Below are 25,400 nucleotides of genomic sequence, written 5' to 3' on the forward strand. Positions count from 1 at the left end.
GTTGAACCGCTGAAGATTCACCCTGCTGGCGAAGACGGTGCGTGTGCTGGCGCATGACGCCTCCAGTGAGATCAAGCTTGGGCGCTCCAGGTGCCCGGCTGCCTGTCGGCGGCACCGCCCTACCGCGCGCCGAAGGCCTTCATCTGCTCCCAGTCAAGGCGAGCGTCGTTGACATCGTCCTCTGTTAGGAGGAGGTAGTGCCATCTGCCTTCGGCCTTACCGCTGTTGTTCACGGTGTTGGCCCAGGTCTTGGCGGCTTTGGCCTTGGCCCGGACGTCTGCGGCCTGAACTTCTTTGTTCATCTTGGTCTCGATGAGCCAGGAGCTCCGCTTCCCGTCGATCTCTTCGATCGCCACGAGGTCCGGGTTGTATTCGCGGCCTTCTTGGGTCCAGGTGATAGGCAGGTCGTTGATGTGCAGGCGCGCCCACACCACGATATTTGGTGCGTCGTCGAGCGCCTGCGCGACCTTGTACTCAGGCGAGGTATCGAACCATGCGTATTCGTAGAGACACTTCTTCCAGCCATCAAACGCTATCGACTTGGAGTGCGGTTCTGAGTGTCCGTCGAGGTGTTCCTTGATGGTCACCCGTTCCTTACCGAGCGGCTGGAACCGTACCTTGTCGGAAAACACGACGTCCTGGTTCGCGACCGCCTTCAATTGGTTCGTCACGAGGTCGGCAAGCCTGCGGGCTGCTCGTTCACCGAAAGCCGAGAGGTGCTTGTCGGCGTCGGCGCCCATGCCATCAATTACGAGATCGGCGAGGCGTTGTGCTGCCCTGGCCTCCCCCGCCTCAGGGCGGACGCTCGGGACGCGCATGATGGCCTTCACGAGGCCCTGTCGGGACGCGCTGAGCGGGATATCGAGGGAGAGCGCCTCGACCTTCCCTTCTGCCTGCACGCCACGGATCGTGCCGCGCTCGTCCGGCTTCAAAAGGGTCCGGCGCAACTCGGTGTCAGCCTCGGTCGCGAGAGCCCTGCCAAGGGCGGTGAAGGGTGCATCGTCGTGCACTTGGTTGAGCGAGACGACGGCCTTGGAGGCGACCTTCTCGGTGTACGGAATCGCGATCTCGGGGCGCCCCAGGACCGGGTAGTGCTTCTTCGGCCTGGACTCGATCTCGTTAGCTGCGTCCTTGGCCTTCCCGAGCAAGCCCTCCATGTCGACGATCCCGCCCGCTCCAGCAAGATCCTCGGGATCGTCGCCGCCGTTGGCCGGCCCCGGTTGCGATGCCATGTCCGAGGTGCTGCCAGGAGTCTGATCGCCGGACGCCGTGCCTGCTGAGATGACGTCGCCACCCTGATCGACGATCTTCTTCCGCGCGACCAGGTTGCCCTCGGCGGTGCGCCGAATCTCGGCGAGGACGGCGTGGTCGATGAACTTTTCGTTGAGCGCCTGACGCTTGGCGAGCAGTGCCTCGTAGCGCTCGTGCGCGAGCACTTCGACGGTGTCGAGCATCTCGACTCCGGTGTACTCGCCGAATGGGAGCCGCATGCCCCTTCCCAGTGTCTGCTCGGTCAGTACCGACGAGACGCTCGCGCGCATGGATGCGATGACGTAGACGTTCTTGACGTCCCAGCCTTCCTTCAGCATGCCGACGCTGATGATGACGCGAACTGGTGACTGCGGGTCCTCGACGTCGTCCAGCGCGGCCAGGGCGGCTTCCTTCTCGTTGCCCTTCAGGTTGGAGTGGACGAGCAGTGTGCGGCCGATCCAGGCGCCGTTGTCGAACGACTCACTGTCGAGCAACTCTCGGAAGCGGTCGGCTTCGGTGGTGTCCTGAGCGATGACGAGCATGACCGGGTTGATGCGAGGGATGCCGTCTTCGTCACATCGCGCGTGGGCGAGCCGCTGCTTGTATCGGAGCAGCGTGACCCCGTCGAGGAGCTTCGTGGTGTCGTCGCTCCGGTCGTCCTTGCGTGCTACGAGGACCGGAGTCTTGACGAGTTCGTCCTTGATGGCGCGGGCCAGGGGGTAGCGGTAGACGACGCGGTCTTCATCCTTCGGCGCGGGGGTGGCCGTGAGCCCGACGACGAGCTCCGGGATCAGGTCGGTGATCGTCTTGGAGAATGCTGGGCCGCGGTAGCAGTGGTGCTCGTCGGCGAGGATCACGAGGTCGTCGAGGTGGCCGAGCCAGTCGAAGAGGGAGCCGCCGAGCCACTCCTGGTACTCGTGCGTGGCGCGGCCTTCACCCGTCTTCGTGGTCAATGCCTGCACCGTGAAGACGAACAATTTGGTTCGACTGTTGTCCTCCATGACCTTGCGCGTGGCGGGGCTTTTGAAGTTGTCGGCCGTGATGACGAACGGCTCGGACTCCATAGCCGCGGTAAGCGACTTGTGGTGGCCCGGGGTGAAGTTTTTGATGCTCTTGTCGCGGATGGTTCGGCCCGGCGCGAGGAGCAGGAAGTTGCGGGCGGGTGTGTCCATGCGTGCGAAGTACTCGATGAGTCCGGCCATGATGTAAGTCTTGCCGACCCCGGTGGCTGAGTCGACGATGCACTCGAATGGCGCAGACTTGTTGTCGACGTCGAAATGCATTGAGGTCATCGCGGCCACGCTCTCGATCGCCTGCGCGTTCGGCGCGCGCAGATCGAGCCTGTGTCGGATCTCGGAGAGAAGGTCTTCGTCGATCTGAATGTTGCTCATGAGTCAGCGCTTTCCAGCTCCAGGGCACGACGTCTGAACGGTGAAGTCTCTGACGCCTGCCGACGATACGTGTCGAGCACGGCCTCCGGGATCTTCGTCAGCCGGGAGCCCTTACGAGCCTTGCGAAGCGCTTCCACCGCCTCCGGGTCGATCTGGGTCGCCCAGACTTCGACGATTTGCCCCTCGGGAAGTTGGTCGAGGATTGCTGCGACGGTGCCGCGGCCTACGAGGCCGTCGAGAATCACGTAGCGCACCTGTCCGCGCTTGGCCGCGAAGATTCCGTCAGGCAGGTATCGGACGCCGAGTTGGGCGCACATCGCTCTCGCGAGGTCGCTTTGGGTCGCCCAGTTGGCGAGCATCACGATATCTGCAATGCTCTCGAACATCGAAGGCCCGACTTCAAGATGCGTGAACCCGCCTCCGCCGTGCCAGATGGTAGTGGCCTGCGGCTTGGTCTTGGTTGCGTTGCGGAGCGCCGTCACAGCGCGTTCGTCGACACTGCCGCTCTTCGCGACCTTATTCAGGAGACGGTTGAACTCCTGCGCCTCATCGGGACTCATGCCATCAGGTAGGTCTACGGCTGGGATGCGGTCTGTCGACGTCGTGATCCCGCCTGCGTCCTCGCCTTTCACCACTCGTTTAAGGCGCGGCTTCGTGTATGTATTGACTGTGGCGGATAGCAGCTCCGAGGTCACCCAGTGGCGCCCCATCTTGTGGGCGACCGCGGCCGTCGTTCCAGAGCCGCCGTAACAGTCGAGCACAATGTCGCCCGGGTTCGAACCGATGTGGATGACCCGCTGAAGCAGTTCCTCTGGCTTCGGAGTGGCGAAGGCGTGGAGATCTGGAAAGAGGTCGAGCACCTGGTTCTTACCTCGAATGGATCCGCCGACGTCGGCCGCGAACCATAATGACTCCGGCACGCGACCCCTGTCAGCTAGGTGCTTCTTGCGCTGGATGCGTTCTTTATCGAGGTCGAGGAAGACCAACTCCGGCCAGCGGCCTGCCTTATGACGAGCGCGTGCCGATTCGGCTGCATCCTCCAGCGGCTCGGCGAGCATGATGGCGGGGACGCCCGCCTTCACGAGTTCGGAAGTGGTACCGCAGATGACGGCTCGGCGTTCCTCGTCTTCGATGTCTCGCAGTTCGTACTTGGCGTACTGATTCATCTGGTCGAGGAACCAGGACTGCGCTTTACCCCAAGTCCGTCCGGGTGGCGGATACATCAAACCGCCCGTGATCGGATGTTGGATCGCGTAGACCATGGGGTGGTTAGTGGCCGCCTTGCCGGCCGTGGGATTGTCGTCGCGCCAGGGCACCGGGTCGCCGTCCCGTGAGCGGTAACGCGATGTGTTTGAAGAGGCGTGCCGCTTCATCCGATTCGGCGTCCAGCGATCGGTCTTCCGGTACACCAAAATGCTGTCGTGCGAAATCGAGATGCCCGTCGTGTCATTGCGCGGCGAAGTGGCCCTCTGCCATACGATCTCGGCGATAAAGTTCTCCGCGCCGACCTCCTCGTCGAGCACCGATCGACAGCGATGCACCTCTGCGTCGTCAAGATGCACCCAAATCGAACCATCGTCGGACAGCAGCGGTTTGATTTGCCTCAGTCGATCGCGAAGCATCGTCAGCCAGACCGAATGCTCGATGTTGTCGTCGTAATTCGTGAACGCCTGCCCCGTATTGAACGGAGGATCGATATAAACCAACTTGACCTTGCCGAGATAGCGCTCGGCGTACTCCGGAACCCTGGTAAGGACGTCCAGGACGTGCATGGCGTCGCCGGTGATGAGGAGGTTGTCAGCCGTCGGTTCAGGTAGTTCGTCCAGCCGACTTTCCGGGGTCGCCGCTTCGACGCGCTCGATCTCGTGCATGAGGCGGACCTCAGAGACGCGGTAGTCAGCGCGATCGACGAACGTGTAGTCGTACTTGCCATCACCGGTGGACAGGAGCGTCTTGTCCTTGTTCGTCCAGGTGAGTTCGAGCCCTCCGCTGTACTCCGCGACCATGCAACTTCCCGTCCGTTCAGTCCCTCGCCCTGCTTACCCAATCATGTCGGACCCGCACGATGCCTCGAACTGACCCCGCCGGCCAGAGTCCTCTCTGGCCTGACGTGCCCGAACGGTGCGGGAGAGGGAAGCCGCTGGTTGGGCATCTACGGCCAGGTCACCCCGCGAGTGCAGGGTCACTCACTCCGGATGGCGCACAGCACCACTGCCAGCCACCATCACAGCGGCTCAGCGCGCGAACCCGGCCGGCAGTAAGAGCAAGGACACCGCCGCGGCCACGGACGTGGTCGCTATCTGGTCAGCGTGCGCCAGCGCAGGAGCGGGTTGTGTCTGCGCTCTGAGGAACTGCCCCGATCGACCGCCTACGGCGGAGCCTGACGGCCTTGGCATACCACGGCCTCACTCACCGTCAAGGGTGCTGCGCATCGCCTTCGGCGACGGCCCTCGGGGCCGCCCTTGACAGCGAGCCTCCCCGGCCGTGGGTGAACGCCCAAGGGCGGCGGGAACAGCGTCCCGCCACCCCTACGGGGACCGGCCGACAGGCCAACCCCCATCCGGCGGGTGGCCGGCGTGAGGCAGGTCGGGGAGGTCGACGTCTACTTCGTCGCGAACACCGGTCCGTACCCGCAGGCCCTCACGCTGGGCCCGCGCGACGCCGCCGACGGCGGCGTGCCGCTGCACCTGCAGCCGTACGAGGCCGCGGTCGTCGTCGGGCTGCCCGCGCCCGACCAGGACGTTCCGGCTGCGCCGGCGGACGGTCCCGCGGACGCCGTCGAGCTCGCCGGGCCGTGGACCGTCGCGTACGCCGACGCTCCCGGCGAACGGACGGCCGTGGTGCTGCCGCACCGGTGGGAGGACGACCCCGGGCGCGCCGACTACTGCCAGCTGCGAGGGCTGCGCGTTCGACCCGGCTGCGACGCGCCCTACTGGGGGTCGATCCCCGGACTCATGGACGTCATCCCGAACGGCCAGGCGTGATGCCCGGTCGGGGGTAGCGGCGAGATCGACATGGGAGTGGGGCGGTGGCCGCGGCCACGCTGATGTCGATGTCGGCGGCCACCCCGAGCCCCGCGAACGGCAGTGGCTCAGTCCGCCGGACGGTCGGTGGAGACGGCCAGGTCCGGCCGCCGGCCCGAGGAACGCTCCTCGGTGACGAGGGCAGCGGCCGCCCCTGGAGCACGGAGATCAGGCCGGAGACTGGCAGGGCGCCCGACCACCAGCGAGTCGACCGGACTCACGGCCCGGCGTCGGCGCCGCTACTACCAATTCACCGCGATCGACGACTGCACGCGCCTGCGGGTGCTGAAGATCTACCCCGAGAGCGACGGGAAGATCGCGATCGCGTTCCATACTTGATGAAAGGCGGCGCCGCGCCCCGTACTGCACCTGCGCCCGCGCAAGCGCTCGCCGGGCATGCGGCCCGGCGGCCGGTCCCGGCGGCGCGCGCGGACACAACGAGCGGGGCGCGACGCCGCTTGAATCGAGCGCCGTTCCGTGCCCGTGCGGCGTGCTCAACTCGCGGAGCACACCTCGCCGACGGCCAGAAGGGTTGGCGTCGAAATGGGCGCCTGAGCCGTCAGACGCGGACGAGCTGGACGACCGCCCACGACAGCGGCGGCAGAGTGAGCTGCGCGGTGCCGTCGGCGACCTGCACACCGTCCAGGGGGCGCATGCCCACCCGGTCCGGGTGCTGCTCGTCGTTCGTGGTGTGCCGGTCCTGGCCCTCGTCGGCGGCGAGCACGGCGGCGTGCTGCACGCGCAGCTCGCCGAAGCCGCGCACCCCGACCTCCACGGTGGCGGGCTCCGCCTGGTCGCGGTTGGCGAGGAACAGCGAGACCACGCCGCTCTCGGCGTCCCAGGTGCCGGCGGCGTCGACCACGTCGACATCGCCGAACCGAGGGCTCTCGTAGCGGTCGCCGCGGGTGCGCACGGCGAGGATCTCCCCGGTCGCCCGTCGGCGGACCTGCTCGAACGGGTGGGCGATCGGCTGCTTCCACGCCGCGCCGCCCGGCTCGCTGCGCAGCAGCCCGATCACGTTGACCAGCTGCGCCTGGCACGCCACCGTGACCCGGTCGCCGTGGCGGAGCAGGGAGTTGAGCAGCGTGCCGACGACCACCGCGTCGGTGATCGAGTACTCGTCCTCGATCACCCGCGGCGCCACCTCCCACTCGCTCTCGCCCTTGGCGATCGCGGACGCGCGGTGGCGCGACTGGTACCAGACGTTCCACTCGTCGAAGGAGATGTCGATCCGCTTGCGGTGCTTGCCGCGGGCGCGCACGGCGTCGGCGGTGGCCACCACGGCCTCGATGAAGACGTCCATGTCCCGGGCGGAGGCGAGGAAGTCGCCCGTGCTGTGCGGGCCGTCGTCGTCCTCCTGGTAGTAGGCGTGCGCGGAGATGTAGTCGACCTGGTCGTAGGTCTCCTCGAGCACCACCCGTTCCCACTCACCGAACGTCGGCATGGCGTACTTCGAGCTGCCGCACGCGACCAGCTCGATGCTCGGGTCGACCAGGCGCATGGCGCGCGCGGTCTCGGCGGCCAGCCGGCCGTACTCGGCGGCGGTCTTGTGGCCCACCTGCCACGGGCCGTCCATCTCGTTGCCCAGGCACCACAGCTTGATGTCGAACGGCTCGGCGTCGCCGTGGGCGCGCCGCAGGTCGGAGTACTTGGTGCCGCCTGCGTGGTTGGCGTACTCCAGGATGTCGCACGCCTCCTGGACGCCGCGGGTGCCCAGGTTGACCGCCATCATCGGCTCGGTACCCGCGGCGCGGGTCCAGCGGGAGAACTCGCCCAGGCCGAACTCGTTGGTCTCGATCGTGCGCCACGCCCGGTCCAGGCGCCGCGGCCGCTGGTCCTTCGGGCCGACACCGTCCTCCCAGTAGTACCCGGAGACGAAGTTGCCGCCGGGGTAGCGCACGACGGTGGGGCCGAGCTCGCGCACCAGGTCCAGCACGTCGGTGCGCAGGCCGTCCGCGTCGGCCTTCGGGTGGCCGGGCTCGTAGATGCCCGTGTAGACGCCGCGGCCCATGTGCTCGACGAACGAGCCGAACAGGCGCCGGGGCACGGGGGCGATCGTGAAGTCGGGATCGATGGTCAGGCGTGCGCGGGGCAAGGCGTTCCCTTCTGGACGGTCGTGCGGTTCACGTTCCGCCGAGGCCGGTGGTGGCGACCCCGCGGATGATCTGGCGCTGGAACAGCATGAACACGACGATCAGCGGCAGCCCTGCGAGGATCGCCGAGGCCATCACCTGGGCGTAGCGCACCCCGAACGCGCTCTGTACCTGCACCAGCCCCACCGGGAGCGTCATCAGGCCAGGGTCGGAGGTGATGATGAACGGCCACAGGAAGTTGTTCCACGCGTGGATGAACACGAAGATCGACACGGCGGCGAGGATCGACCGTGACAGCGGCAGCACGATCTGCAGGAAGATCCGCAACGAGCCGGCGCCGTCGACGCGGGCGGCCTCCTCCAGCTCGTGCGGGATGCCGTCGAAGAACTTCTTGAGGATGAACACCATCGCCGGCAGCACCAGCTGCGGCAGGATGATGCCGGCGTAGGTGTCGGCCAGGCCCATCGCCAGCATCTGCCGGTAGAGCGGCACGATCAGGATCTGCGGCGGAACCATGATCCCCGCGATCGTCAACGCGAACAGCGCGTTGCGGCCCCGGAACCGGGTGCGGGAGAAGCCGTACGCGGCCGCCGCCGACAGCGCCACCGTCAGCACCGTGACCACGAGCGCGACCACCGTGCTGTTGACGAACCAGGTCACCAGGTTCCCGTCGGCGAGCACCGAGGCGTAGGCCTGCAGCGTGAACCCGCGATCGGGGATGACCTCGATCGGCACGGTGGTGGTGTCGGCCTCCTGCTTGAGCGAGGTGAGCAGCGCCCATATCAGCGGCGCCAACCAGAGCACCGCCACCACCAGCAGCGCGGTGATGATCCCGGCGCGGGCCAGTGGGGTGTAGCGCCGCACGTCCGCGGGGCCGTCGTCGGAGCGTGGCCGACGGGCCCGCGGCAGGAGGGGGGTCGTGGCGGGGTTCGCGGTGTCGGGCGCGGTGGTCACAGTTCACTCCTGCGGCTGAGCCGGGCCTGGACGAGGGCGATCAGGATGATCAGCACGAAGAACATGTAGGAGATGGCCGAGGCGTAGCCCAAGCGGTAGTCCACGAACCCGGTCTCGTAGACGTACTGCAGGATCGGCGTCGCCGACCCGCCCGGCCCGCCGTTGGCCTGGTACAGGATGTAGGCCTGGTCGAACAGCTTCAGCGAGGCGAGCACCTGCAGCACCACCACCAGGCCCGTCGTGCGGTTCAGCAGCGGCAGCGTGATCGAGAAGAGCCGCCGCCAGCCGCCGGCACCGTCGATCTCCGCGGCCTCGTACAGCTGGGCGGGGATCGCCTGCAGGGCGGCGAGGTAGAGCAGGAAGTTGAAGCCGACCGTCCACCAGACGGTGAGGATGACGACCGACCACAGGCCGATGTCCGGCTCGGTGAGCCACCCCACCGCCGGCAGGCCCAGCCCGGACAGGACCCCGTTGAGCAGGCCGTAGTCACCGGAGAACAGCCACTGCCAGATCAGGGCGACGGTGGCCACCGGCAGCAGGAACGGCGCGAAGTAGGCGAAGCGCCAGAACCACTGCCCGCGGACTCCGGTCTGCACCAGCAGCGCCATCACCAGTGCGACCGCCACCAGCGGGATCGTGCTGCCGATCGTGAACAGCACCGTGACGCCCAGCGTGCGCCAGACCTCGGGGTCGGAGAACAGTCGCGCGTAGTTGGCCAGCCCGACGAACTGCGACTCGCTGCGCACCAGGCTGGTGTCGAAGAAGCTCAGACTCAGGCCGTAGACCAGCGGCCACAGCACGAACGCGGCGTAGACCAGCAGGAACGGCAGGACGAACCAGATCCCGCCGCGGCCGCCGACGAGGCTGCGCCCCCCACGGGCGGCGGTGCCCGGCGCGACGCGGCCCGGAGCGGCGACCGTCCCCGCCGTCATCCGAAGACCTCGCTGCGCTCGGTCGAGGGCTGCGCCGAGTCGCTGTATCGATGGTTCACTCGCTGACGCTCGTTCACAGTGGGCTCCCGAAGGTGATCTGCTCGTCGAGCCAGCCGATCAGGTCGTCGGCGCCCTGCTCCGGTGTCAGCGCCCGGGTCGCCACCCCCTGCAGGCTCTGCCCGGCCCGCGACATCAGCGTCGACCCGGATCCGGAGAAGTAGGTCTCGGGATCGAACTCCACCACTTGCGCCGCCTCCCGGTAGTTCGATATCGGCTGCTCCGCCCGGTACTCCGGACTCGCCGCCACAGCGGACAGTGCCGGGATGTGCCCGCCGCCCGTCGCCCAGACGAGGCTGTTGCGCAACATCGACACCGCCATGTCGTACGCCGCCGCGCGGGCAGCGGGGTCGACGCTGGCCTGCGCCGGCAGCACGAAGCTGTGGCTGTCCGCCCGAACGAACGGCGTATCCCCGAACAGGGCGGGGAACTGCGTCATCGAGAACGGGATCTCCGCCTCGCGAGCCGAGGTCACCTCCCACGGTCCGACGAACAGGAACCCGGCCTGCTCGCTCGCGAACGCCGCGGGCGCCGACTGCCCGTCGAGGGTCGGCGAGCAGATCGTCCCGTCGCACATCTCCCGCAGGAACGTCATCGCCTGGACGGCCGCGTCCCGGTCCACCTCGGCCGGCCCGCCGTCGGGCAGCCGCATCTCCCCGCCGAGCTGGCGGAACAGCGACCAGAACACCATCCACACGTGGGAGCTCTCCCCGATGCCGAGCGAGATCCCGATGGAGCCGGTGACCTCGGCGGCCCGCCGGCCCGCGTCGAGCATCTGCTCCGCGCTGGTGATCGGCGCCAGCGTGCCGTCCGGGGCGAGCAGTCCGGCCCGCTCGCAGATGTCGGTGTTGTAGTAGAGGACGAGGGGGTGGGTGTCGAGTGGCAACGCCCTCAGCCGGCCGTCGACCAGCACCCGGTCCAGGACGGGCTGCGGGAACTCCTCGATGCTGACGCCCCGGGCCGCGAGCTCGGCCAGGTCCCACTCGTCGAGCAGGTCGCGCCCGAACGTCGCCAGCCGGGAGGCGTGCAGCGTGGCCAGGTCGGGCGCCCGGCCGCCGGCGCACGCCATCGCCAGCTTCGTGTAGTAGGGCGGGCCCCAGTCGAGCGTGGTGCCGGTGACGCGGACACCGGGCGCTTCGGCCCGGAAGTCGTTGACGAGCTTCACCATGAGCTCGCCGTCACTGCCTCCGAAGAAGTTCCAGTACGCCAGGTCGACGGCGCCTCCTGGGCCTCGCGCACACGAGGACAGAACGGCAGCGCCGGCGCCGACGGCGGTCGCGCGCAGCAGGGTGCGGCGCGAGAGGCGGTGTGTCGTCATTGACCACTCCCCTTTACATCGTGGTAATACCCTCTCCAGGGTGCCCTTGGCTGTCAAGAGCAACGCTGCAGGGGAGACTGGAACCGTGGGGACGCAACGGCGACCGGTGACGATGCGCGACGTGGCGGTCGCCGCGGGTGTGTCACCGAAGACCGTCTCCAACGTCGTCAACGACTACGTCCACGTGCGCCCCGAGACCCGCACCCACGTCCAGCGCTACGTCGAGGAGCTGGGATACCGCCCGCAGGCCGTCGGCCGGCAGCTGCGCAGAGGTCGCACGGGTGCTATTGCCCTGGCCGTCCCGCACGTCGACATGCCCTACTTCGCCGACCTCGCCGCCCTACTGGTCAGTGCGGCGCGCGAGCACGGGCTCACGGTCGTCGTCGAGCAGACCGACGGCAACATCGAACGCGAGCGCCAGGTCGCCGCGGGCTCGCCCGTCCGGTTCGCCGACGCGCTGATCTTCAGTCCGCTCTCGATGCCCCCGCCCGAGCTGGCCGCGCCCCGGCACGACACCCCGATGGTGCTGCTCGGCGAGCACGGAGCGGCCGCGCAGGCCGACCGCGTCGACATCGACAGCACCGCCATCGGCCGCAGCGCCACGAGCCATCTGGCGGTGTCGGGGCGGCGGCGCATCGCCGTGATCGGCCACCAGCAGGATCGGGCGAAGTCGGCGATGGAGCAGCGGATACTCGGCTACACGCAAGCGCTCCGGGCGGCGGACCTGCCGGTGGAGCACTCGCTGATCCGGACCGTGCCGGCATGGGACCGCCAGGACGGCTCCGACGCCGTCGACGCCCTGCTCGCCGAGCACCCGGACGTCGACGCGGTGTTCGCCGCCAACGACGTGCTCGCCATCGGCGCCTTGAGCGCCTTGCACCGCCACGGCCGCCGCGTGCCGGACGACGTCGCGCTCGTCGGCGTCGACGACGTGCCCGAGTCGCGTTTCACCACCCCTGCGCTCACCACCGTGGCGATCGACCGGGCGTTCGTGGTCGAGTCGGCGCTGGAGATGGTCATCTCGCGGCTGGCCGAGCCCGACCTCCCGCCTCGCAGTGTCACCACTCCGCACCGGCTGGTCGTGCGCGCGAGCACCTGAGCGGGGCTATCAGCTCCGCGTTCTGATGCCGTCGGCGAATATCCATGCCGGAATGGCGAAGAATGGCCACACCGCTGATCTCTGCCCTGGCCTGAGCTCCACATCCGCCACCGCCGTGTCCGATTGTGGCTCGCCGATCGTGGTATCACGGGGAGTCGCGGCTGAGGTCGCGATGCCCGTCTTCTTCTGACAGGGAGTAATCATGAGCCGCAACATCACCCTCGAGCAGGCCGAGAACATCATCGAGGCCTGCAAGGTCGAGGCAAACTCGATCGGGCAGCCCATGAACATCGCAGTGGTCGACGACAGCGCCAACCTCGTCGCTTTCGTGGCGATGGACGACACCAAGCTCATCGGTGCGGACATCTCGCAGAAGAAGGCGCTCACCGCCGTCTACTTTCAAACGGACACCCGTGAGCTCGTGCCGCTCGTGCAGCCCGGGGCGGCCCTCTACGGGATCGAGTCCACCACCGGCGGGCGGCTGGTCGTCTTCGCCGGCGGTGTGCTGCTGCGCACATCCGACGGCACGATCGCCGGGGCTGTGGGCGTCAGCGCCGGCACCGTGGACGAGGACCACCAGGTGGCGGAGGCCGGCCGGAAGGCCTTCGTCGGCTGAGTGCGAAGACGGCCGACAGCGACTTCGTGCCGATTCGTTCGCCGCCGGAGCGGTCCCCGGGAGCCTGCGCTGGGTATCAACGTCAGTACGGTCTCGACCGATCACCGTGGAGCAGCAGCGATTGGCTTCTGGACGCGGTGACTGTCGCCGAGACCGGCCGCGCGTCGACCTGATCCGATCAAGCGCCGCAGCGGACGCCGCCCGGGACACTCGGCAGGTGCGGTGTTCTCGCGTGAACAGTGCGTGTGTATAGAGGTCTTCGCCGCAGTGGGCCCCGTCGCCCGGCGATCACCCACGGGCCGAGCGCCGCGGGCTGCCGGTCGCCCTCGGGGTGCCCCGACTTCGCCAAACGCGGACCGAGGCGTCCGGCGGGTGGGGGCTGGCACTCGCCGGCCGGATCCTCGGCGGCACCGAGGAGAAGATCGACGGGATTCCGACCTTCCGCGACACCGTAAGCAGCGTATTGACCTGACCTCCAACAAAGCACGCTGTGCCGCTGGGCACATCGCCGGGCAGGTGACTGGGGTGCTGTCACAAGCTCCGTGGCTGTCCTGTCCTTCCTCCGGGCCGAGCAGACGGCCGACCACAGGCATGGAGGAAGACATGGATAACCCGACCGACGGCGGCGACGTGCTGGGCGGGCTCGAGATCGAGGTCGAGGCGGAGCTGAAGCTGGCTGAGTTGAGTCGTCCCGAGCAGGTCATGGAGTTGCCGAGCGCCGAGTGGCCGTTCGACCCGATGGACGTTCAGCGGGAGGAGATCGGCCTGCGCAACCTCCTCGGTGCGGTCGAGGCGGCGGACGGCCACGACAGCCGGGGCGACGAGCCCTCTACGGGTTCCTGACCGAGCGCACCTGGCGTGGCAACGAGTGGAGACAACCAGATGTCGAACAGCGAGTCAGCAGTACCTGGCCGTGCGGGTGCCTTCACCGGGCGCGGGGTGATCGTCACTGGCGCAAGCTCCGGGATCGGCAGAGCAACAGCGCGCGCATTCGCCCTGGCGGGTGCCGGCGTGCTGGCAGTCGGACGGCGCTTCGAAGAGTTGGAGGAGACGGCGGGAGGGGAACCGTCCATCGTCCCGTTCGTGGCCGACCTGCGCAGCGACAATGTGGCACAGGCGGTGATCGATGCCGCGGTGAGGGAGTGGAGCCGCATCGATGTCCTGGTGAACGGCGCAGGCGTCTTCGCATCGATGCCCCTGGCCGACAGTACGGCCACCCGGATCGCCGACACTCTCGCCGTGAACGTGACGGCGCCCAGCCTCCTCGCCAGTGCCGCACTGCCCCAGCTCCGCAAACACGGCGGCACCATCGTCAACGTGTCGAGCACGTTCGGACACCGCCCCTCTCCCGGCGCCAGTCACTACGGGGCGTCGAAGGCTGCAGTCGAGCAGCTCACCCGTAGCTGGGCCGCAGAGCTGGCCGGTGAACAGATCCGCGTGAACGCTGTCGCACCCGGGCCGACCGAGAGCGGAGCGCTGGTCGCTGCCGGCCTGTCCGACGCCATGATCGCCGAGATCAAGCTGGCGGAGGAGGCGCGGATCCCGCTCGGCAGGCGCGGCGAGCCCGGCGAGGTAGCCGAGTGGATCGTGCGTCTGTGCGATCCCGGTGCGGCGTGGATAACCGGGCAGGTCCTCGCAGTCGATGGAGGACTGGCGCTGACCTGACCGTCGCCGCGGGCCGGCTGCGGTCCGCGGGATCGGGCTTGCACTCGACGTGGCCGATCGCCTCCAGCTCGTCGAGCGTGGTGCCGACCCGGAGATGGTCCGTCAACCGGAACCCGGGTGCGTGGGGGAGAGCGGGAGTTCGGCTTGCAGGGTGGTGCCGGCGCCGGGGGTGGTGTGTATCGAGAGGTGACCGCCGAGCGCCTCGGCCCGGTCCTTGATTCCGACGAGCCCGCTTCCGGCCCCGAGGTCGGCGCCTCCCCGGCCGTTGTCGCGAACGCAGATCCGTAGCGCGCTGCCGGTGCTGGTGCGGAGGATGTCGATGATGATGTGGGCCGCTGAGGCACGTGCGTGTTTCGCGGTGTTGGTGAGTGCTTCGGCGACGAGGTAGTAGGCGGCGATCTCGACCTGTTCGGGCAGCCGGCCGTCTGCTCGTATGTCCAGCTCGACCGGGACGGGGGAGCGGCGGGCGAGAACGTTGAGAGCGGGGCGCAGGCCGCCTTCGGCGAGGGTCGCCGGATGGATACCGCGGGCGAGCTCGCGCAGTTCGTCGAGTGCGGTGGTCGCCTGGGTGGCCAGGTCGTCGAGCTGTGCGGCCAGCTCGACGGCTTCGGGAGGCACCATGACCTGTATCGCCCGCGCCTGCAGGACCAGGGAGACCAGCTGTTGCTGGGCGCCGTCGTGCATGTCCCGTTCGATGCGTCGGCGGGTCTGGTCGGCGGTGGCGACGATCCGCGCGCGGGAGGTGGTGAGCTCGCCGTAGAGCTGGGCGTTGTCGAGGGAGACGGCGAGCTGGCCCGCGATGAGCGTGACGGCGTCGAGCCGCTCGGCGGTGAACGCGCCGCGGATGAGCTGGTTCTCCAGCAGCAGCTGTGCTCGCAGGGTGCCGCGGCTGAGGATGGGGACGGCCAGGAGGGAACAGCAGTCGAGGTCGGCGAGGTACGGGTCGCGGGCGAACCGGTCGTCGCGGGTGGCGTCGGCCACAACCAGCGGTTCACCGATGCGCTGGACGTAGCGTAGGACGGATAGCGGCACCGGGTGCTCGTTGCCGGTGCCCCTGACCGGGGCGGTGCCGCCGTCGGATGACGGCAGCAACCAGTCGTGGTGGTCGTCGCTCCACAGCAGGAGCTGCACGCCGGTGGCGCCGGTCATCGCGCCGAGCACCTGGGCCACGCGGGCGTGCAGGCGTTGGATGCTGGTCTCGGAGCTCAGCGCCTGCGACGCGGACAGGATGCCCAGCAGGTCGATCGTCCCGGTCGTCAGGGCGGCCCGCTGATGAAGAACGTCGCCGGGCTCGTCGCCGCGCGCTTCGGCGGCCGCGTCGGGGTGTCGTCGCAGGATCGGGTACGCCCAGTCCAGCTGGCCGACCTTCGCCGTCGCTCCCCAGGAGAGGTACTCCTGGCGGGCCTGGGCGAGCAGGTCGTATCCGGCCTGTCCGATGCCATGGGCCAGGTAGAAGCGGGCGGCGTGCTCGGCGATCACGGCTCGATGCCACGGGCGCTGCCGCCGGGAGACCTCGCGTCGTGCCGCGTCGAAGGCCAGTACGGCGCCCTGGAAGCCGCCGACCGCCCAGGCCCGCTCGGCCTCGACCAGTCGCAGCAGGTGCAGGAAGTTGTCGGGTGCATCCGCGGCGCGGGCGGCCAGCCACCGCGTCACCTCGTCCAGTTCGGACAGCAGAGCTGCGCGCTCGTCACCATGGGCTGCGCGGGCCTGCTCGGCGACGGCCAGCCCGCGCAGCAGGTGGGCCACGGCGGTCGGGTAGTTGCCCAGGACGGCCGGCAGCAGCGGCATCGCCGCCGCGGTGTGCCGCGCCAGTTCGACCCCGTGACCGAAGACGAGCGCGGCGATCGCCCGGTTGAGATGCGCGTGGAACAGCGCGAGCGGGTTGTCGGCGTACCTGTCCGTGGGAACCGCTGTGCCGATCGCGGCCGACCCCCCGCCGCGCAGCACATCGGCCAGCCACAGGTGGCTGTCGAGCCACTGACCGGTCTGTTCGCTGCCCGTCCGGCGCACGAACGCCAGCCCCGCCTCTACCTGGGCGGCGACGTCGTCGAGGGTTGGCGCGCAGTCCAGCACGTAGTACACCGTCGGGTGGTAGGTGTAGCCGGCATACTCCAGTGCGCCGCCGGCGATCAGGCCCTCGCGGGCGCGCTGGGTGGCATGGAGACCGTTCTCGATGGGCTCGAACCAGCAGCTGAGGATGGCGAACACGCGGCGCGCGTGCGACGTATCGGGCTCATAGCCACGGGCTTCGCCCGCCGCCAGGATCCGCCGCAACGCCCGGTACCCCGTGGCGCTGTCGCCGCGTTGAGCCACAGCGTGGAACGCGGCGACGCAGGCGGGGCTGACCAGGGTCGGCCCCGGGCCGTCTTCGAGCCAGATCCGCACCACCTCCAGGCTCAGCCATGCCTGTAGCGCGTGGTTGGCGACGAAGTAGGCCGCCGGCAGGACCGCGTCGATCAGGCGGGTCGCGGCGAGCAGCGTGGGGTCGGTGAGCTCCGGCCGCCCCAGATCATCGGCCGCTTCGGTGTCGTCCAACCACCGGTACAGATACTCGAACTGCTGGTCGAGCTCGTCGGCGAGGCGGTCGGCGGCCGGGACGGTGACGCCGAAGGCGCGTAACGAGTCCAGGCCCAGCTCGATCGCCTCGGCGAAACGTGCCTGGTGGGTCAGGCTGCGCGCCTGCAGGGCCGTCGCGTGGACGCGCTGGATCGCAGAGGGACACAGCCGCATGAGGACGCGGTACTCCTCGTCCGCGTCGTCGAGGCGGCCCAGGCTGTACAGGGCGGCGTGGCGGCCGGTGTGCACCGCGACCAGCGAGGTGGTGTCCGCCGGGTCGATGAGCGGCAGCGCTCCGGCGAGGAGCGCGTTCACCAGGGTGTCCTCCCCGATCAACGCTGCCTGCTCGGCGGCGCGGCGCAGCAGTGCCACCACCCGCTGCCGCTCCGCACCGTCGCTGACCGCGTCGATCACCGGCAGGTACTGCTCGGCGGCCACCGCGAACAGCTCCCCCACCCCGGACAACCGCCGTGCCATCGTCAGCTGCAGGTCGCGCCGCCGCTGCGGGTCCAGCCCGTGCAGGATGACCTCACGGGTCCGGTCGTGGCGAAACCGCACCGCCTCGCGCACCCCGGGCTCCACCACGAGCACGCCCTCGTCGAGGGCGGGCGCCAGCTGTCGGTCCAGGACACCCGCCGGTGCGTCGGTGACGGTCTGCAGGAGGTTCACCTCGGCCCGCCCGCCCAGGCAGGCCATCGCCTCGACCACTGCGCGGGAGGTCGGCGGCATGGCCTCGACCCGCGCCGCGAGGAGACCGGCCACCTCGGATTCGCCGAGACGAGCGCGCGCGGCGGCATCGTCCCACCGCCAGCCGGTGGCCGTCGCGGTCAGCACGCCCTCGCGCTGCAGCGCGTTGAGCAGCTCCACCGTCTCGTGCGGGTTGCCGGACGTGTGTGCGTTGACCATCTCGACCAGGCCGGCCGCTCTGGCCCGGTCCACGTGCAGCATCTCCGCGACCAGGGTGACGAGGCTCGGCACCGGCAGGTTGTCCAGCCGCAGCTGCCGCACGCCGGTCTGGTCGCGCCACCGGGACAGCAGCGCGGCCATCGGATGTGCCACGTCCACGTCGCTGTCGCGGTACGCCCCCACCAGCAGCAGGCCCTCGACCGGCTCCTCGCTCAGCACGAGATCGACGAAGCCGAGCGGGGTTCGTCCGCCCCACTGGAGGTCGTCGAGGAACATCACCACCGGCCGTTCCCGCGACGCGACCGCTCGCAGGCCGTGCATACCCACCTGTTGCGCCCGCGCCTGTGCGGTCAGCGGATCCCCCGCATCGGGGGGCACCCCCAGCAGCGTCTCGAACTCCGGCACCGTCGCGCTCAACAGACCCGCGTTCGGGCCGAGCGCCGCAAGGGCCCGCTCGCGGACCTCGGCCAGCTCGTCGTCCGGCTCGGCCAGGAGCATCCGGCCCAAGGCACGGAACGCCTGGTGGACCGCGTTGAACACCAGATCCCGCCGGTACGGGTCGAACTTACCGGCGACGAACCAGCCGTTCCTGGCCGTCACGACCGTCCGCAGCTGATCGACCAGCGCCGTCTTGCCCACCCCCGGCGCCCCACTGACCAGCACCCCCTGGCATCGGCCCGCCAGCGCCTCCTCGAAGGCCGCCTCCAGGGCCGCCGCCTCGGCATCGCGCCCCACCAGCCGCGACGGCGGCAGCAACCGCAGCGGAACATCGTGCTCGCCGATGCGGAACCGGGCCGCAGCCGGACGAGCCCGGGCGTCGCGCAGCCACTCCAGGTCGTGGGCCACGCCCTCCGCGCTCTGGTACCGGTGGTCCGGTTCCTTCTCCAGGAGACGCATGACGATCTCGGACAACGCGGCGGGCACGGCCGGGTTGACCTCAGCCGGCGCCACCGGTACGCGCGCCAGGTGGTCATGGGTCAGGCGCAACGGGTCGCCGGAACCGAACGGTGGCTCGCCCGTCGCCAGCTCGTACAGCGTCGCGCCCAACGAGTACAGGTCGGCACGCTGATCCACCGACTGCCCGGTCCGCCCGGTCTGCTCGGGGGCGAGGTAGGCGAGCGTCCCGACGATCTCGGTGTGGTGGGTGAACTCGGGGCGGATCTCGGCGAACGAGGTCGCCAACGCGAAGTCCAGGAGGCACGGGTCCCCGTCGTCGGAGATCATGATGTTGGACGGGGTGATGTCCCGGTGCATCACTCCCCGGCGGTGGATCCCCGCCACCGCCCGAGCCAACCCCGACCCGAGCCGGACCAGCTCGTTCACATCCAGCGGTGTCGCCCGGCCGGCCAGGCTCGTACCACCCAGGTCCGCCAGAACGATCGACCCCGGATACCGCGGCGCCTCCACCAGCTGGACAACCCCCGCAACGCCGCGAAACCGCTGCAGCATCGCCACCTCGTGCCGCAGCCGACGGTCGGCGTCCGGTCCCAGCGGCTCCTTACGGACAACGGTGCGCCCGGGCAGGAACAGCCGGGTCACCCGCGTACGTGCGTTCTCGTGCAGCAGGACTTCGGGCCGACCGGGCGGATCCCGGCCCGGCTGCACCCCGCCTGGCCCCATCCGACACCTCCGCACTCGGTCGGACGCACGTCGCGCCAGTCGTACGCCCGACCGCCTGCTTGCGCAATACCCGGTCCTCGACGGTTACTGGTCGCCGAACAGGAGAATGTCTTTCGGCTACCGATCGGGCACGTTCGGTGTACAGGAGCAGGCTGATCGCCGTCCGGCCGGCCCCGGACCCGGCAAAGATCGATCGACATGTTCCACACTCGCACCGGATTTCCCGCCCTGCGCCACGCGTTACACCCACATGAGCTCCAAGAATTCCGTGGACATCGTGCACGCCTTCTGGGACCAGGTGTGGAATGGCCACGACGCAACCGCCGCGGACCGGTTCGTGGTCGGCGAATTCGTCATCGTCTCCGGCGGAGAGACGATCTCCGGCCGTGAGAACTTCAAGCAGTGGATCGAGGAGTTTCTCGAGAAGGTCCGCGACCTGCACCTCGAGGTCATCGAGTCGTTCCAGAACTCCGACGGCAGCAGGGTGACGTCGCGCTTCCTGCTGACCGGGAAGAACAACGGCGCGCTCGGCACGGCACCCGACCAGCGCGACATCGCGTTGACCGGCACGGCGGTCTGGGCGGTGCGCGAGGACGGGAAACTGCTGACCAACTGGGTCGAACGCTCGTCATGGCACTACATCGACCCGACCGGCGTCGACGCAACCGCACGGACACCCGTCTCGACCGGGTAGCGCGGGCGTCCGGTGTGCGGCTGTGGCGGCCATCGCAGGCCTGACAGGGCATGGATGCCAGCGCCGAGCGCTCCCACGCTGTCAGTGGCACGACACGACCACTCGGCAGAAAGAACGCGATGAGAGCAGCTCTGAAGGACCTGTCCGTCCCGGACCTCTCCGGGAAGCTGGCCGTCGTCACCGGCGCCAGCGACGGCGTCGGGCTGGGCCTGGCCGCGCGCCTGGCGCGGGCCGGCGCCGAGCTCGTCCTGCCCGTCCGCAATCCGCGCAAGGGTGCGGCTGCGGTCGAGCGCATCCGTGCCGGCGTGCCCGGCGCTGCGGTCACGCTGCGCGACCTCGACCTGGCGGCCCTCGACTCGGTCGCCGCGCTGGGGCGGACCCTGCGAGACGAGGGCCGCCCGATCCACGTCCTGGTCAACAACGCCGGGGTGATGACCCCGCCGACTCGCCACACCACGGCCGACGGGCTGGAGCTGCAGTTCGGGACCAACCACATCGGGCACGTGGCACTCACCGCGGGGCTGCTGCCGCTCCTGCGGGCCGGCGGGGCGCGGGTCACCACGATGTCGAGCAGCGCCGCCCGGTACGCCCGGCTGGACTGGGACGACCTGCAGGCCGAGCGGCGCTACTCGCCGGTGCGCGCCTACAACGTCTCGAAGCTGGCGAACCTGTTGTTCGGGCTCGAGCTGGACCGGCGCAGCCGGGCCGCCGGCTGGGGGATCACGAGCAACGTCGCGCACCCGGGGACGACCCTGACGAACCTCTACGCCTCCGGGCCGAACCTGGGCCGCGCCCGCCCGTCACCGCAGAAGGCGATCATGGGCCGGCTCGCGAGCTGGGGCGTGTTCGTCCACGGGGTCGACGCAGGTATGCAGCCTGCCCTCTATGCCGTGACCAGCCCGGGGGCCGCCGGAGGACGCTTCTACGGACCCGACGGCGTCGGCCAGTTCACCGGCGGGCCGACCGAGCTGCCGATCTACCGGTCCGCGCGCAACCCCGAGGATTCCGTCCGGCTCTGGGACGTGTCCGAACAGCTGGCGGGCGTCACTTTCGCGGCCGTGTAGCAGGATCCGCCGGGTGCGGGAGGAGAGTGGAGCCGTGGATCGTGCACGACTCGCGGGGTTCCTCCGCGCCCGGCGGGAGGCGCTTCAGCCCGAGGACGTCGGACTTCCCCGTGGACGCCGACGGCGCACCCGCGGGCTGCGCCGCGAGGAGGTCGCGCTGCTGTCGGACGTGTCGGTCGACTACTACGTCAGGCTCGAGCAGGAGCGCGGCCCGCACCCGTCCGAGCAAACCCTCGCTGCGCTCGCGCGCGGCCTGCGGCTCTCGAGCGAGGAACGCGACCACCTGTTCCGGCTCGGCGGCTACCTGGCGCCGCAGCCGGCTCGGCGGGCCGACCACATCAACCCGGGAATGCTGCGCGTGTTCGACGGGCTGGGCGACGCCGCCGCGCAGGTGCTCAACCACGTCGGCGAGACCCTGACGCAGACCCGGCTCGCGGTCGCGCTGCACGGCGACGAGACCGCCTACAGCGGGTTGGCGCGCAGTCTGCACTACCGGTGGTTCGCCGATCCCGGTTCGCGGGCGCACTACCCGGAGGAGGACCACACAGCGCGCAGCAGGCTCGTCGCGGGGGACCTGCACGCCGCCTTCAGCCGGGACGGCGCGGGGTCGCGTGCCGCCGAGATCGTCGATGCCCTGCTGGCGCGGAGTCCGGAGTTCGCCGACATCTGGCGGACGCACCCGGTGCCGGGGCCGTGCCGCGCAACGGAACGGCTGCTGCATCCGCAGGTCGGGGCGCTCGAGCTGCAGTGCCAGACGCTGCTGGACCCGGACCTGTCCCAGCGACTGCTGGTCTACACGGCCACGCCGGGCAGTGAGAGCGCCGAGAAGCTGCGGCTGCTGGCGGTACTGGGGCACCGGCCCTGGTCCTCTGACGTCCGTGCCGACGGCGGCTTCGGCGACTCCCCGAGCGTCGAGGAGCTGGTGGGCAGGTAGGGGCCCGCCCGACGATCGCGGCCGGCTGTCACAGACGGCGCCGCCGTCCTGTCCTAGCTGATGGCAGTGACGCGAGGTCACTGCACGAGAAGCTGGGAGCACCCATGTCCGTCGACCACTCGCACCACATCGAGAACCCGAACTCGACGACACCTCCGCCGCAGGTGGAGCTCATCGGCTCGGTGCCGACCCCACCGATGCCCGAGTCCTCCGAGGCGATGACCATCCACGTCACCCTGCCTCCGGGCAGCGCGGGCTCGCCGCGGCACCGGCACACCGGCCCGGCCTTCGGCTACGTCGTCGAGGGCGAGATGATCTTCGAGTTGGAGGGTGAGCCGGAGCGCGTCGTGCGTGCCGGTGAGACCTTCTGGGAGCCGGGTGGGGACGTGATCCACTACCAGGACGGCAACAACCTCGCCGATGCCCAGAGCCGGTTCGTGGTCACCATGTTCGGCGACCCCGACCAGCCGATGCTGATCCCGGTGAGCGCCGAGGAGCTCGAGGAACGCAAGTCCCGCCGCGCCCCTCGTCCCTGATCCGGCGGTGGACCGGGCCCGGGTACGGGCGGTGCCGGCGGCGTCGCACTGACGGCTCCGGCACCGAACCGGCCGGCCCGCGCCCGTCCACAGCAGCCGACCGGTGCGGCGCCGCCGCACTCAGCGCAACGCCGCCGGCACGACGGTCCTCGTCGTTCGCGGCACTCGCCGCGGGAGAGGAGTTCCGGTTGTGGCCGACTGTGATCTCGGTGCGGTGGTCTACGGGGCGATGGGCATCGGCCGCCACGACACCGAGGCCCGGCGGATCGCGGTGCTGCGCAACGGGGAGTTCTTCCGCGCGCCGTTGGCCGGGATCGTCTGCATGCACCGGAACCTGGACTACGTGGACAGCATGGCTCGATGAGTGAGATCGCTGGTCGCGTGCCGTGGCGACGCTCGGGCTTCCGGCGCGCCGACGGGGCGGAAAAATGCCCACGAGGTGTACTGTCGAGGCACAAATCGGTCATACAGCAACATTGATATTGCGTCGTCCAGGTGAGACACGGGCATCCGTTTGCCCGGCGGCGTGGTCCGATCCGGTGAGCCCGACCCATGCTCGCGCACTCGACGCCACCGCCGTCATTGGTAGCGGGCATCTTGGGGTTCCGGCCAGCAGGTAGCGAAGATGGCCGCAGGCCGTGACGACTTCCGCTCGGTCGAGGGCCAGTCTGGTCTCACGGCTCGCGTCACGTTGGCAAGGAACCGTGACGCGGGCCGGCTCCAATGATCTCTGCGATTCCTGCCTCGAACCCGGGCAATGAAGGATCACGTCGCGTCGACGCGATTTCTTGGCCCCGCAAGGGCGAGCAAGCGCAACATCTGGAGGAAGAGTGAGTGCCGATATCAGCGGGCTCTCCGTGTGGTTCGCGACCCCCGAGTACAGGTTCTGGCGCGACCGCACCACGATCGCGCTGCTGCCGGTCGCGGCGCCGTCCATTCTCGGGCTGTTCGGCTTCGCCGCCTCCACCTTCATGGTCGCCGCCAGCCTGGCGGGCTGGTACGGGAACGCGGAGGCCCCACTGATCCTCTTCCCGTTCGCCCTGGCCGCCGGCGGTATCGCACAGCTCCTCGCCGGCATGTGGGCCTATCGAGCCCAGGACGCGGTCGCCACCGCGCTGCACAGCATGTGGGGGCTGTTCTGGATCGGGTACGGCCTCTACACCCTGCTCATCGCGCTGGGTGTGGTGCCGGCCACGAGCTCTGCCGCCGCCGTTGCCTTCGGTGTGTGGTTCGTCGTCCTGGCCGCGATCACGTGGCTGGGTGCGGTCGCCGCGGCTGCCGAGAACATCGCGCTCACCGCGGTACTGGGCACGCTGGCCACCGGCTCCACGCTGCTGGCCATCGCGTTGCTGCGTGATGTGCCGGTCGTGCAGACGATCGGCGCCTACGTGCTGCTCGTCTCCGCCGCGCTGGCCAGCTATCTCGCCGCCGCGATGATGCTCGAGGCCACCGCGAAGCGAGTCGTTCTCCCGATCGGCAAGCGTCGCACAGCCCGGCTTCCCGGCACCGTCCAGCGGAACGTGCTCGTTCCCGGAGTGACGGTCGCAGGGTAATACCGGACGGGACCCCTGGCCCGACCGTCCGGAGTCGCCGCCGCGCACGTGCCCGACGTGCGCGGCGGCGGCACATCTCCGTGGGCTCGTACGCGATGGAGCAGGTCAGCGGCGATTTCGGCCGCCGGTTGCGGCCCGGCCGGCTCCTACCATGGCCGCATGCTGCTCACCGATGCCGTGGACGGGTTCCGGCTGGCCTACGACGATCATCCGGGGGAGGGCGCGGGAACGGTCGTGCTCCTGCACGGCTGGCCGGGGGACCGGCACGACTTCCGGGACGTGGTGGCTCTGCTGGCGGCCCGGTGCCGGGTCGTCGTCCCGGATCTGCGGGGGTTCGGCGCGTCCGAGACGGACCCCGCGGCCGAACCGGCCGCGTACGGGGCCGATGCGCAGGCCCGCAGCGTGCTCGCGTTGGTCGAGTCGCTCGGTGCCGGGCCGGTGGTGCTGGCCGGCTACGACGTGGGGTCCCGGGTCGCGCAGGCGGCGGCGCGGGCGCGGCCCGATCTGGTGCGTGCGCTGGTCCTGTCGCCGCCGCTGCCCGGTGCCGGCGATCGGGTGCTGAGCCCGTCGGCCCAGCGTGAGTTCTGGTACCAGGCTTTTCACCAGCTGCCGCTGGCCGAGCAGCTGGTGGCCGGCTCGCAGGACGCGGTGCGGGCGTACCTGGCGCACTTCTGGACGCACTGGTCGGGCCCGGACTACGTCCCGGACGAGGCCGAGCTCGACCGGCTCGCCGAGGTCTACGGCCGTCCCGGGGCGTTCGTGGCCTCGATCAACTGGTACCGCGCGGGGTCGGGCGCGGTGGCGATGTCGGCGCAGGAGCAGCCGCCGGCCCCAGCCGACCGGATCGCGGTGCCCACGACGGTGCTGTGGCAGGAGCACGACCCGCTGTTCCCGCGGGCGTGGTCCGACCGGGTCACGGACTGGTTCGCCGACGTGGAGGTCCGCCCGCTGGACGGGGTCGGGCACTTCACCCCGCTGGAGGCGCCGGAGAAGTTCGCCGCGGGGGTTCTCGAACGCCTCGGCTGAGGCGACTCGCGCGCGCATATCGGGCGACTCGCGGGTCGGGAACGGGCGACTCGCGGGTCGGGAGCGGGCGACTCGCGGGTTCGGAACGGGCGACTCGCGGGGGGTGGAGCCG

Annotated in this window: 19 protein-coding genes; 12 read left to right on the forward strand and 7 right to left on the reverse strand. The window is 69.7% G+C overall.

Annotation, left to right across the window (positions count from 1 at the left end; all coding sequences use genetic code 11):
- Positions 1–119: 119 nt before the first annotated feature.
- Together HF577_RS09015 and HF577_RS09020 are read right to left on the reverse strand one after the other, a co-directional pair.
- Entirely contained in the window at positions 120–2,642 is a 2,523-nt protein-coding gene (locus tag HF577_RS09015) for a DEAD/DEAH box helicase (protein WP_169395301.1), read from the reverse strand.
- Positions 2,639–4,648, reverse strand: coding sequence for a site-specific DNA-methyltransferase (locus tag HF577_RS09020; RefSeq protein WP_169395302.1), 2,010 nt, complete (start codon positions 4,646–4,648; stop codon positions 2,639–2,641). Before HF577_RS09020 ends, HF577_RS09015 begins: the two co-directional genes overlap by 4 nt.
- A gap of 570 nt (positions 4,649–5,218) precedes the next feature.
- Between HF577_RS09020 and HF577_RS09025 the strand changes: the two genes are divergently transcribed.
- Positions 5,219–5,626 (forward strand): hypothetical protein, encoded by a 408-nt coding sequence (locus HF577_RS09025; RefSeq protein ID WP_169395303.1) that lies wholly within the window; start codon positions 5,219–5,221, stop codon positions 5,624–5,626.
- A gap of 598 nt (positions 5,627–6,224) precedes the next feature.
- Here the strand turns inward: HF577_RS09025 and arfA are convergent.
- The 4 genes from arfA to HF577_RS09045 form a co-directional block, all read right to left on the reverse strand.
- Positions 6,225–7,760, reverse strand: coding sequence for an arabinosylfuranosidase ArfA (gene arfA, locus HF577_RS09030; RefSeq protein ID WP_169395304.1), 1,536 nt, complete (start codon positions 7,758–7,760; stop codon positions 6,225–6,227).
- A gap of 28 nt (positions 7,761–7,788) precedes the next feature.
- Positions 7,789–8,712: a carbohydrate ABC transporter permease gene (locus HF577_RS09035; protein ID WP_169395305.1), complete on the reverse strand. Its 924-nt coding sequence runs from the start codon at positions 8,710–8,712 to the stop codon at positions 7,789–7,791.
- Positions 8,709–9,644 carry a carbohydrate ABC transporter permease gene (locus HF577_RS09040; RefSeq protein WP_169395306.1) on the reverse strand — a complete coding sequence of 312 codons (936 nt, stop codon included), beginning with the start codon at positions 9,642–9,644 and terminating at the stop codon, positions 8,709–8,711. The genes HF577_RS09035 and HF577_RS09040 overlap by 4 nt, the downstream gene beginning before the upstream one ends.
- Before the next feature lie 73 nt (positions 9,645–9,717).
- Positions 9,718–11,019, reverse strand: a complete 1,302-nt coding sequence (locus HF577_RS09045) for an extracellular solute-binding protein (RefSeq protein WP_169395307.1) — start codon at positions 11,017–11,019, stop codon at positions 9,718–9,720.
- An 85-nt stretch (positions 11,020–11,104) separates the two neighbouring features.
- On the opposite strand from HF577_RS09045, the gene HF577_RS09050 reads away from it, so the two are divergent.
- From HF577_RS09050 to HF577_RS09065, 4 genes are all read left to right on the forward strand, one after another.
- Positions 11,105–12,118, forward strand: a complete 1,014-nt coding sequence (locus tag HF577_RS09050) for a LacI family DNA-binding transcriptional regulator (RefSeq protein WP_169395308.1) — start codon at positions 11,105–11,107, stop codon at positions 12,116–12,118.
- 202 nt (positions 12,119–12,320) lie between these two features.
- On the forward strand, positions 12,321–12,734 hold the full coding sequence (locus HF577_RS09055) for a GlcG/HbpS family heme-binding protein (protein WP_169395309.1): 414 nt from the start codon (positions 12,321–12,323) through the stop codon (positions 12,732–12,734).
- Positions 12,735–13,337: 603 nt separating this feature from the next.
- Positions 13,338–13,577 (forward strand): hypothetical protein, encoded by a 240-nt coding sequence (locus tag HF577_RS09060; protein ID WP_169395310.1) that lies wholly within the window; start codon positions 13,338–13,340, stop codon positions 13,575–13,577.
- A 39-nt stretch (positions 13,578–13,616) separates the two neighbouring features.
- The gene (locus HF577_RS09065) at positions 13,617–14,399 is read left to right on the forward strand and encodes an SDR family NAD(P)-dependent oxidoreductase (RefSeq protein WP_169395311.1); all 783 of its coding nucleotides are present in this window, start codon (positions 13,617–13,619) and stop codon (positions 14,397–14,399) included.
- Between the two features lie 102 nt (positions 14,400–14,501).
- On the opposite strand, the gene HF577_RS09070 is transcribed toward HF577_RS09065, so the two are convergent.
- Positions 14,502–19,481 carry a protein kinase domain-containing protein gene (locus HF577_RS09070; protein ID WP_169395312.1) on the reverse strand — a complete coding sequence of 1,660 codons (4,980 nt, stop codon included), beginning with the start codon at positions 19,479–19,481 and terminating at the stop codon, positions 14,502–14,504.
- A gap of 250 nt (positions 19,482–19,731) precedes the next feature.
- On the opposite strand from HF577_RS09070, the gene HF577_RS09075 reads away from it, so the two are divergent.
- From HF577_RS09075 to HF577_RS09105, 7 genes are all read left to right on the forward strand, one after another.
- On the forward strand, positions 19,732–20,175 hold the full coding sequence (locus HF577_RS09075) for an ester cyclase (RefSeq protein ID WP_169395313.1): 444 nt from the start codon (positions 19,732–19,734) through the stop codon (positions 20,173–20,175).
- Between the two features lie 119 nt (positions 20,176–20,294).
- Complete coding sequence (locus HF577_RS09080) at positions 20,295–21,239, forward strand: SDR family oxidoreductase (protein WP_169395314.1); 945 nt, start codon at positions 20,295–20,297, stop codon at positions 21,237–21,239.
- 34 nt (positions 21,240–21,273) lie between these two features.
- Positions 21,274–22,173 carry a helix-turn-helix transcriptional regulator gene (locus tag HF577_RS09085; protein WP_169395315.1) on the forward strand — a complete coding sequence of 300 codons (900 nt, stop codon included), beginning with the start codon at positions 21,274–21,276 and terminating at the stop codon, positions 22,171–22,173.
- Between the two features lie 104 nt (positions 22,174–22,277).
- A complete protein-coding gene (locus HF577_RS09090) occupies positions 22,278–22,709 on the forward strand; it encodes a cupin domain-containing protein (protein WP_169395316.1) in 432 nt (143 codons plus the stop codon).
- A gap of 190 nt (positions 22,710–22,899) precedes the next feature.
- Positions 22,900–23,073: a hypothetical protein gene (locus HF577_RS09095; RefSeq protein ID WP_211173995.1), complete on the forward strand. Its 174-nt coding sequence runs from the start codon at positions 22,900–22,902 to the stop codon at positions 23,071–23,073.
- 466 nt (positions 23,074–23,539) lie between these two features.
- Positions 23,540–24,262 (forward strand): acetate uptake transporter, encoded by a 723-nt coding sequence (locus HF577_RS09100; RefSeq protein ID WP_169395317.1) that lies wholly within the window; start codon positions 23,540–23,542, stop codon positions 24,260–24,262.
- Between the two features lie 159 nt (positions 24,263–24,421).
- Positions 24,422–25,288 carry an alpha/beta fold hydrolase gene (locus HF577_RS09105; protein WP_169395318.1) on the forward strand — a complete coding sequence of 289 codons (867 nt, stop codon included), beginning with the start codon at positions 24,422–24,424 and terminating at the stop codon, positions 25,286–25,288.
- Positions 25,289–25,400: the final 112 nt, after the last annotated feature.

This window comes from Pseudonocardia xinjiangensis, from assembly GCF_012911925.1.
Classification (GTDB): Bacteria; Actinomycetota; Actinomycetes; order Mycobacteriales; family Pseudonocardiaceae; genus Pseudonocardia; species Pseudonocardia xinjiangensis.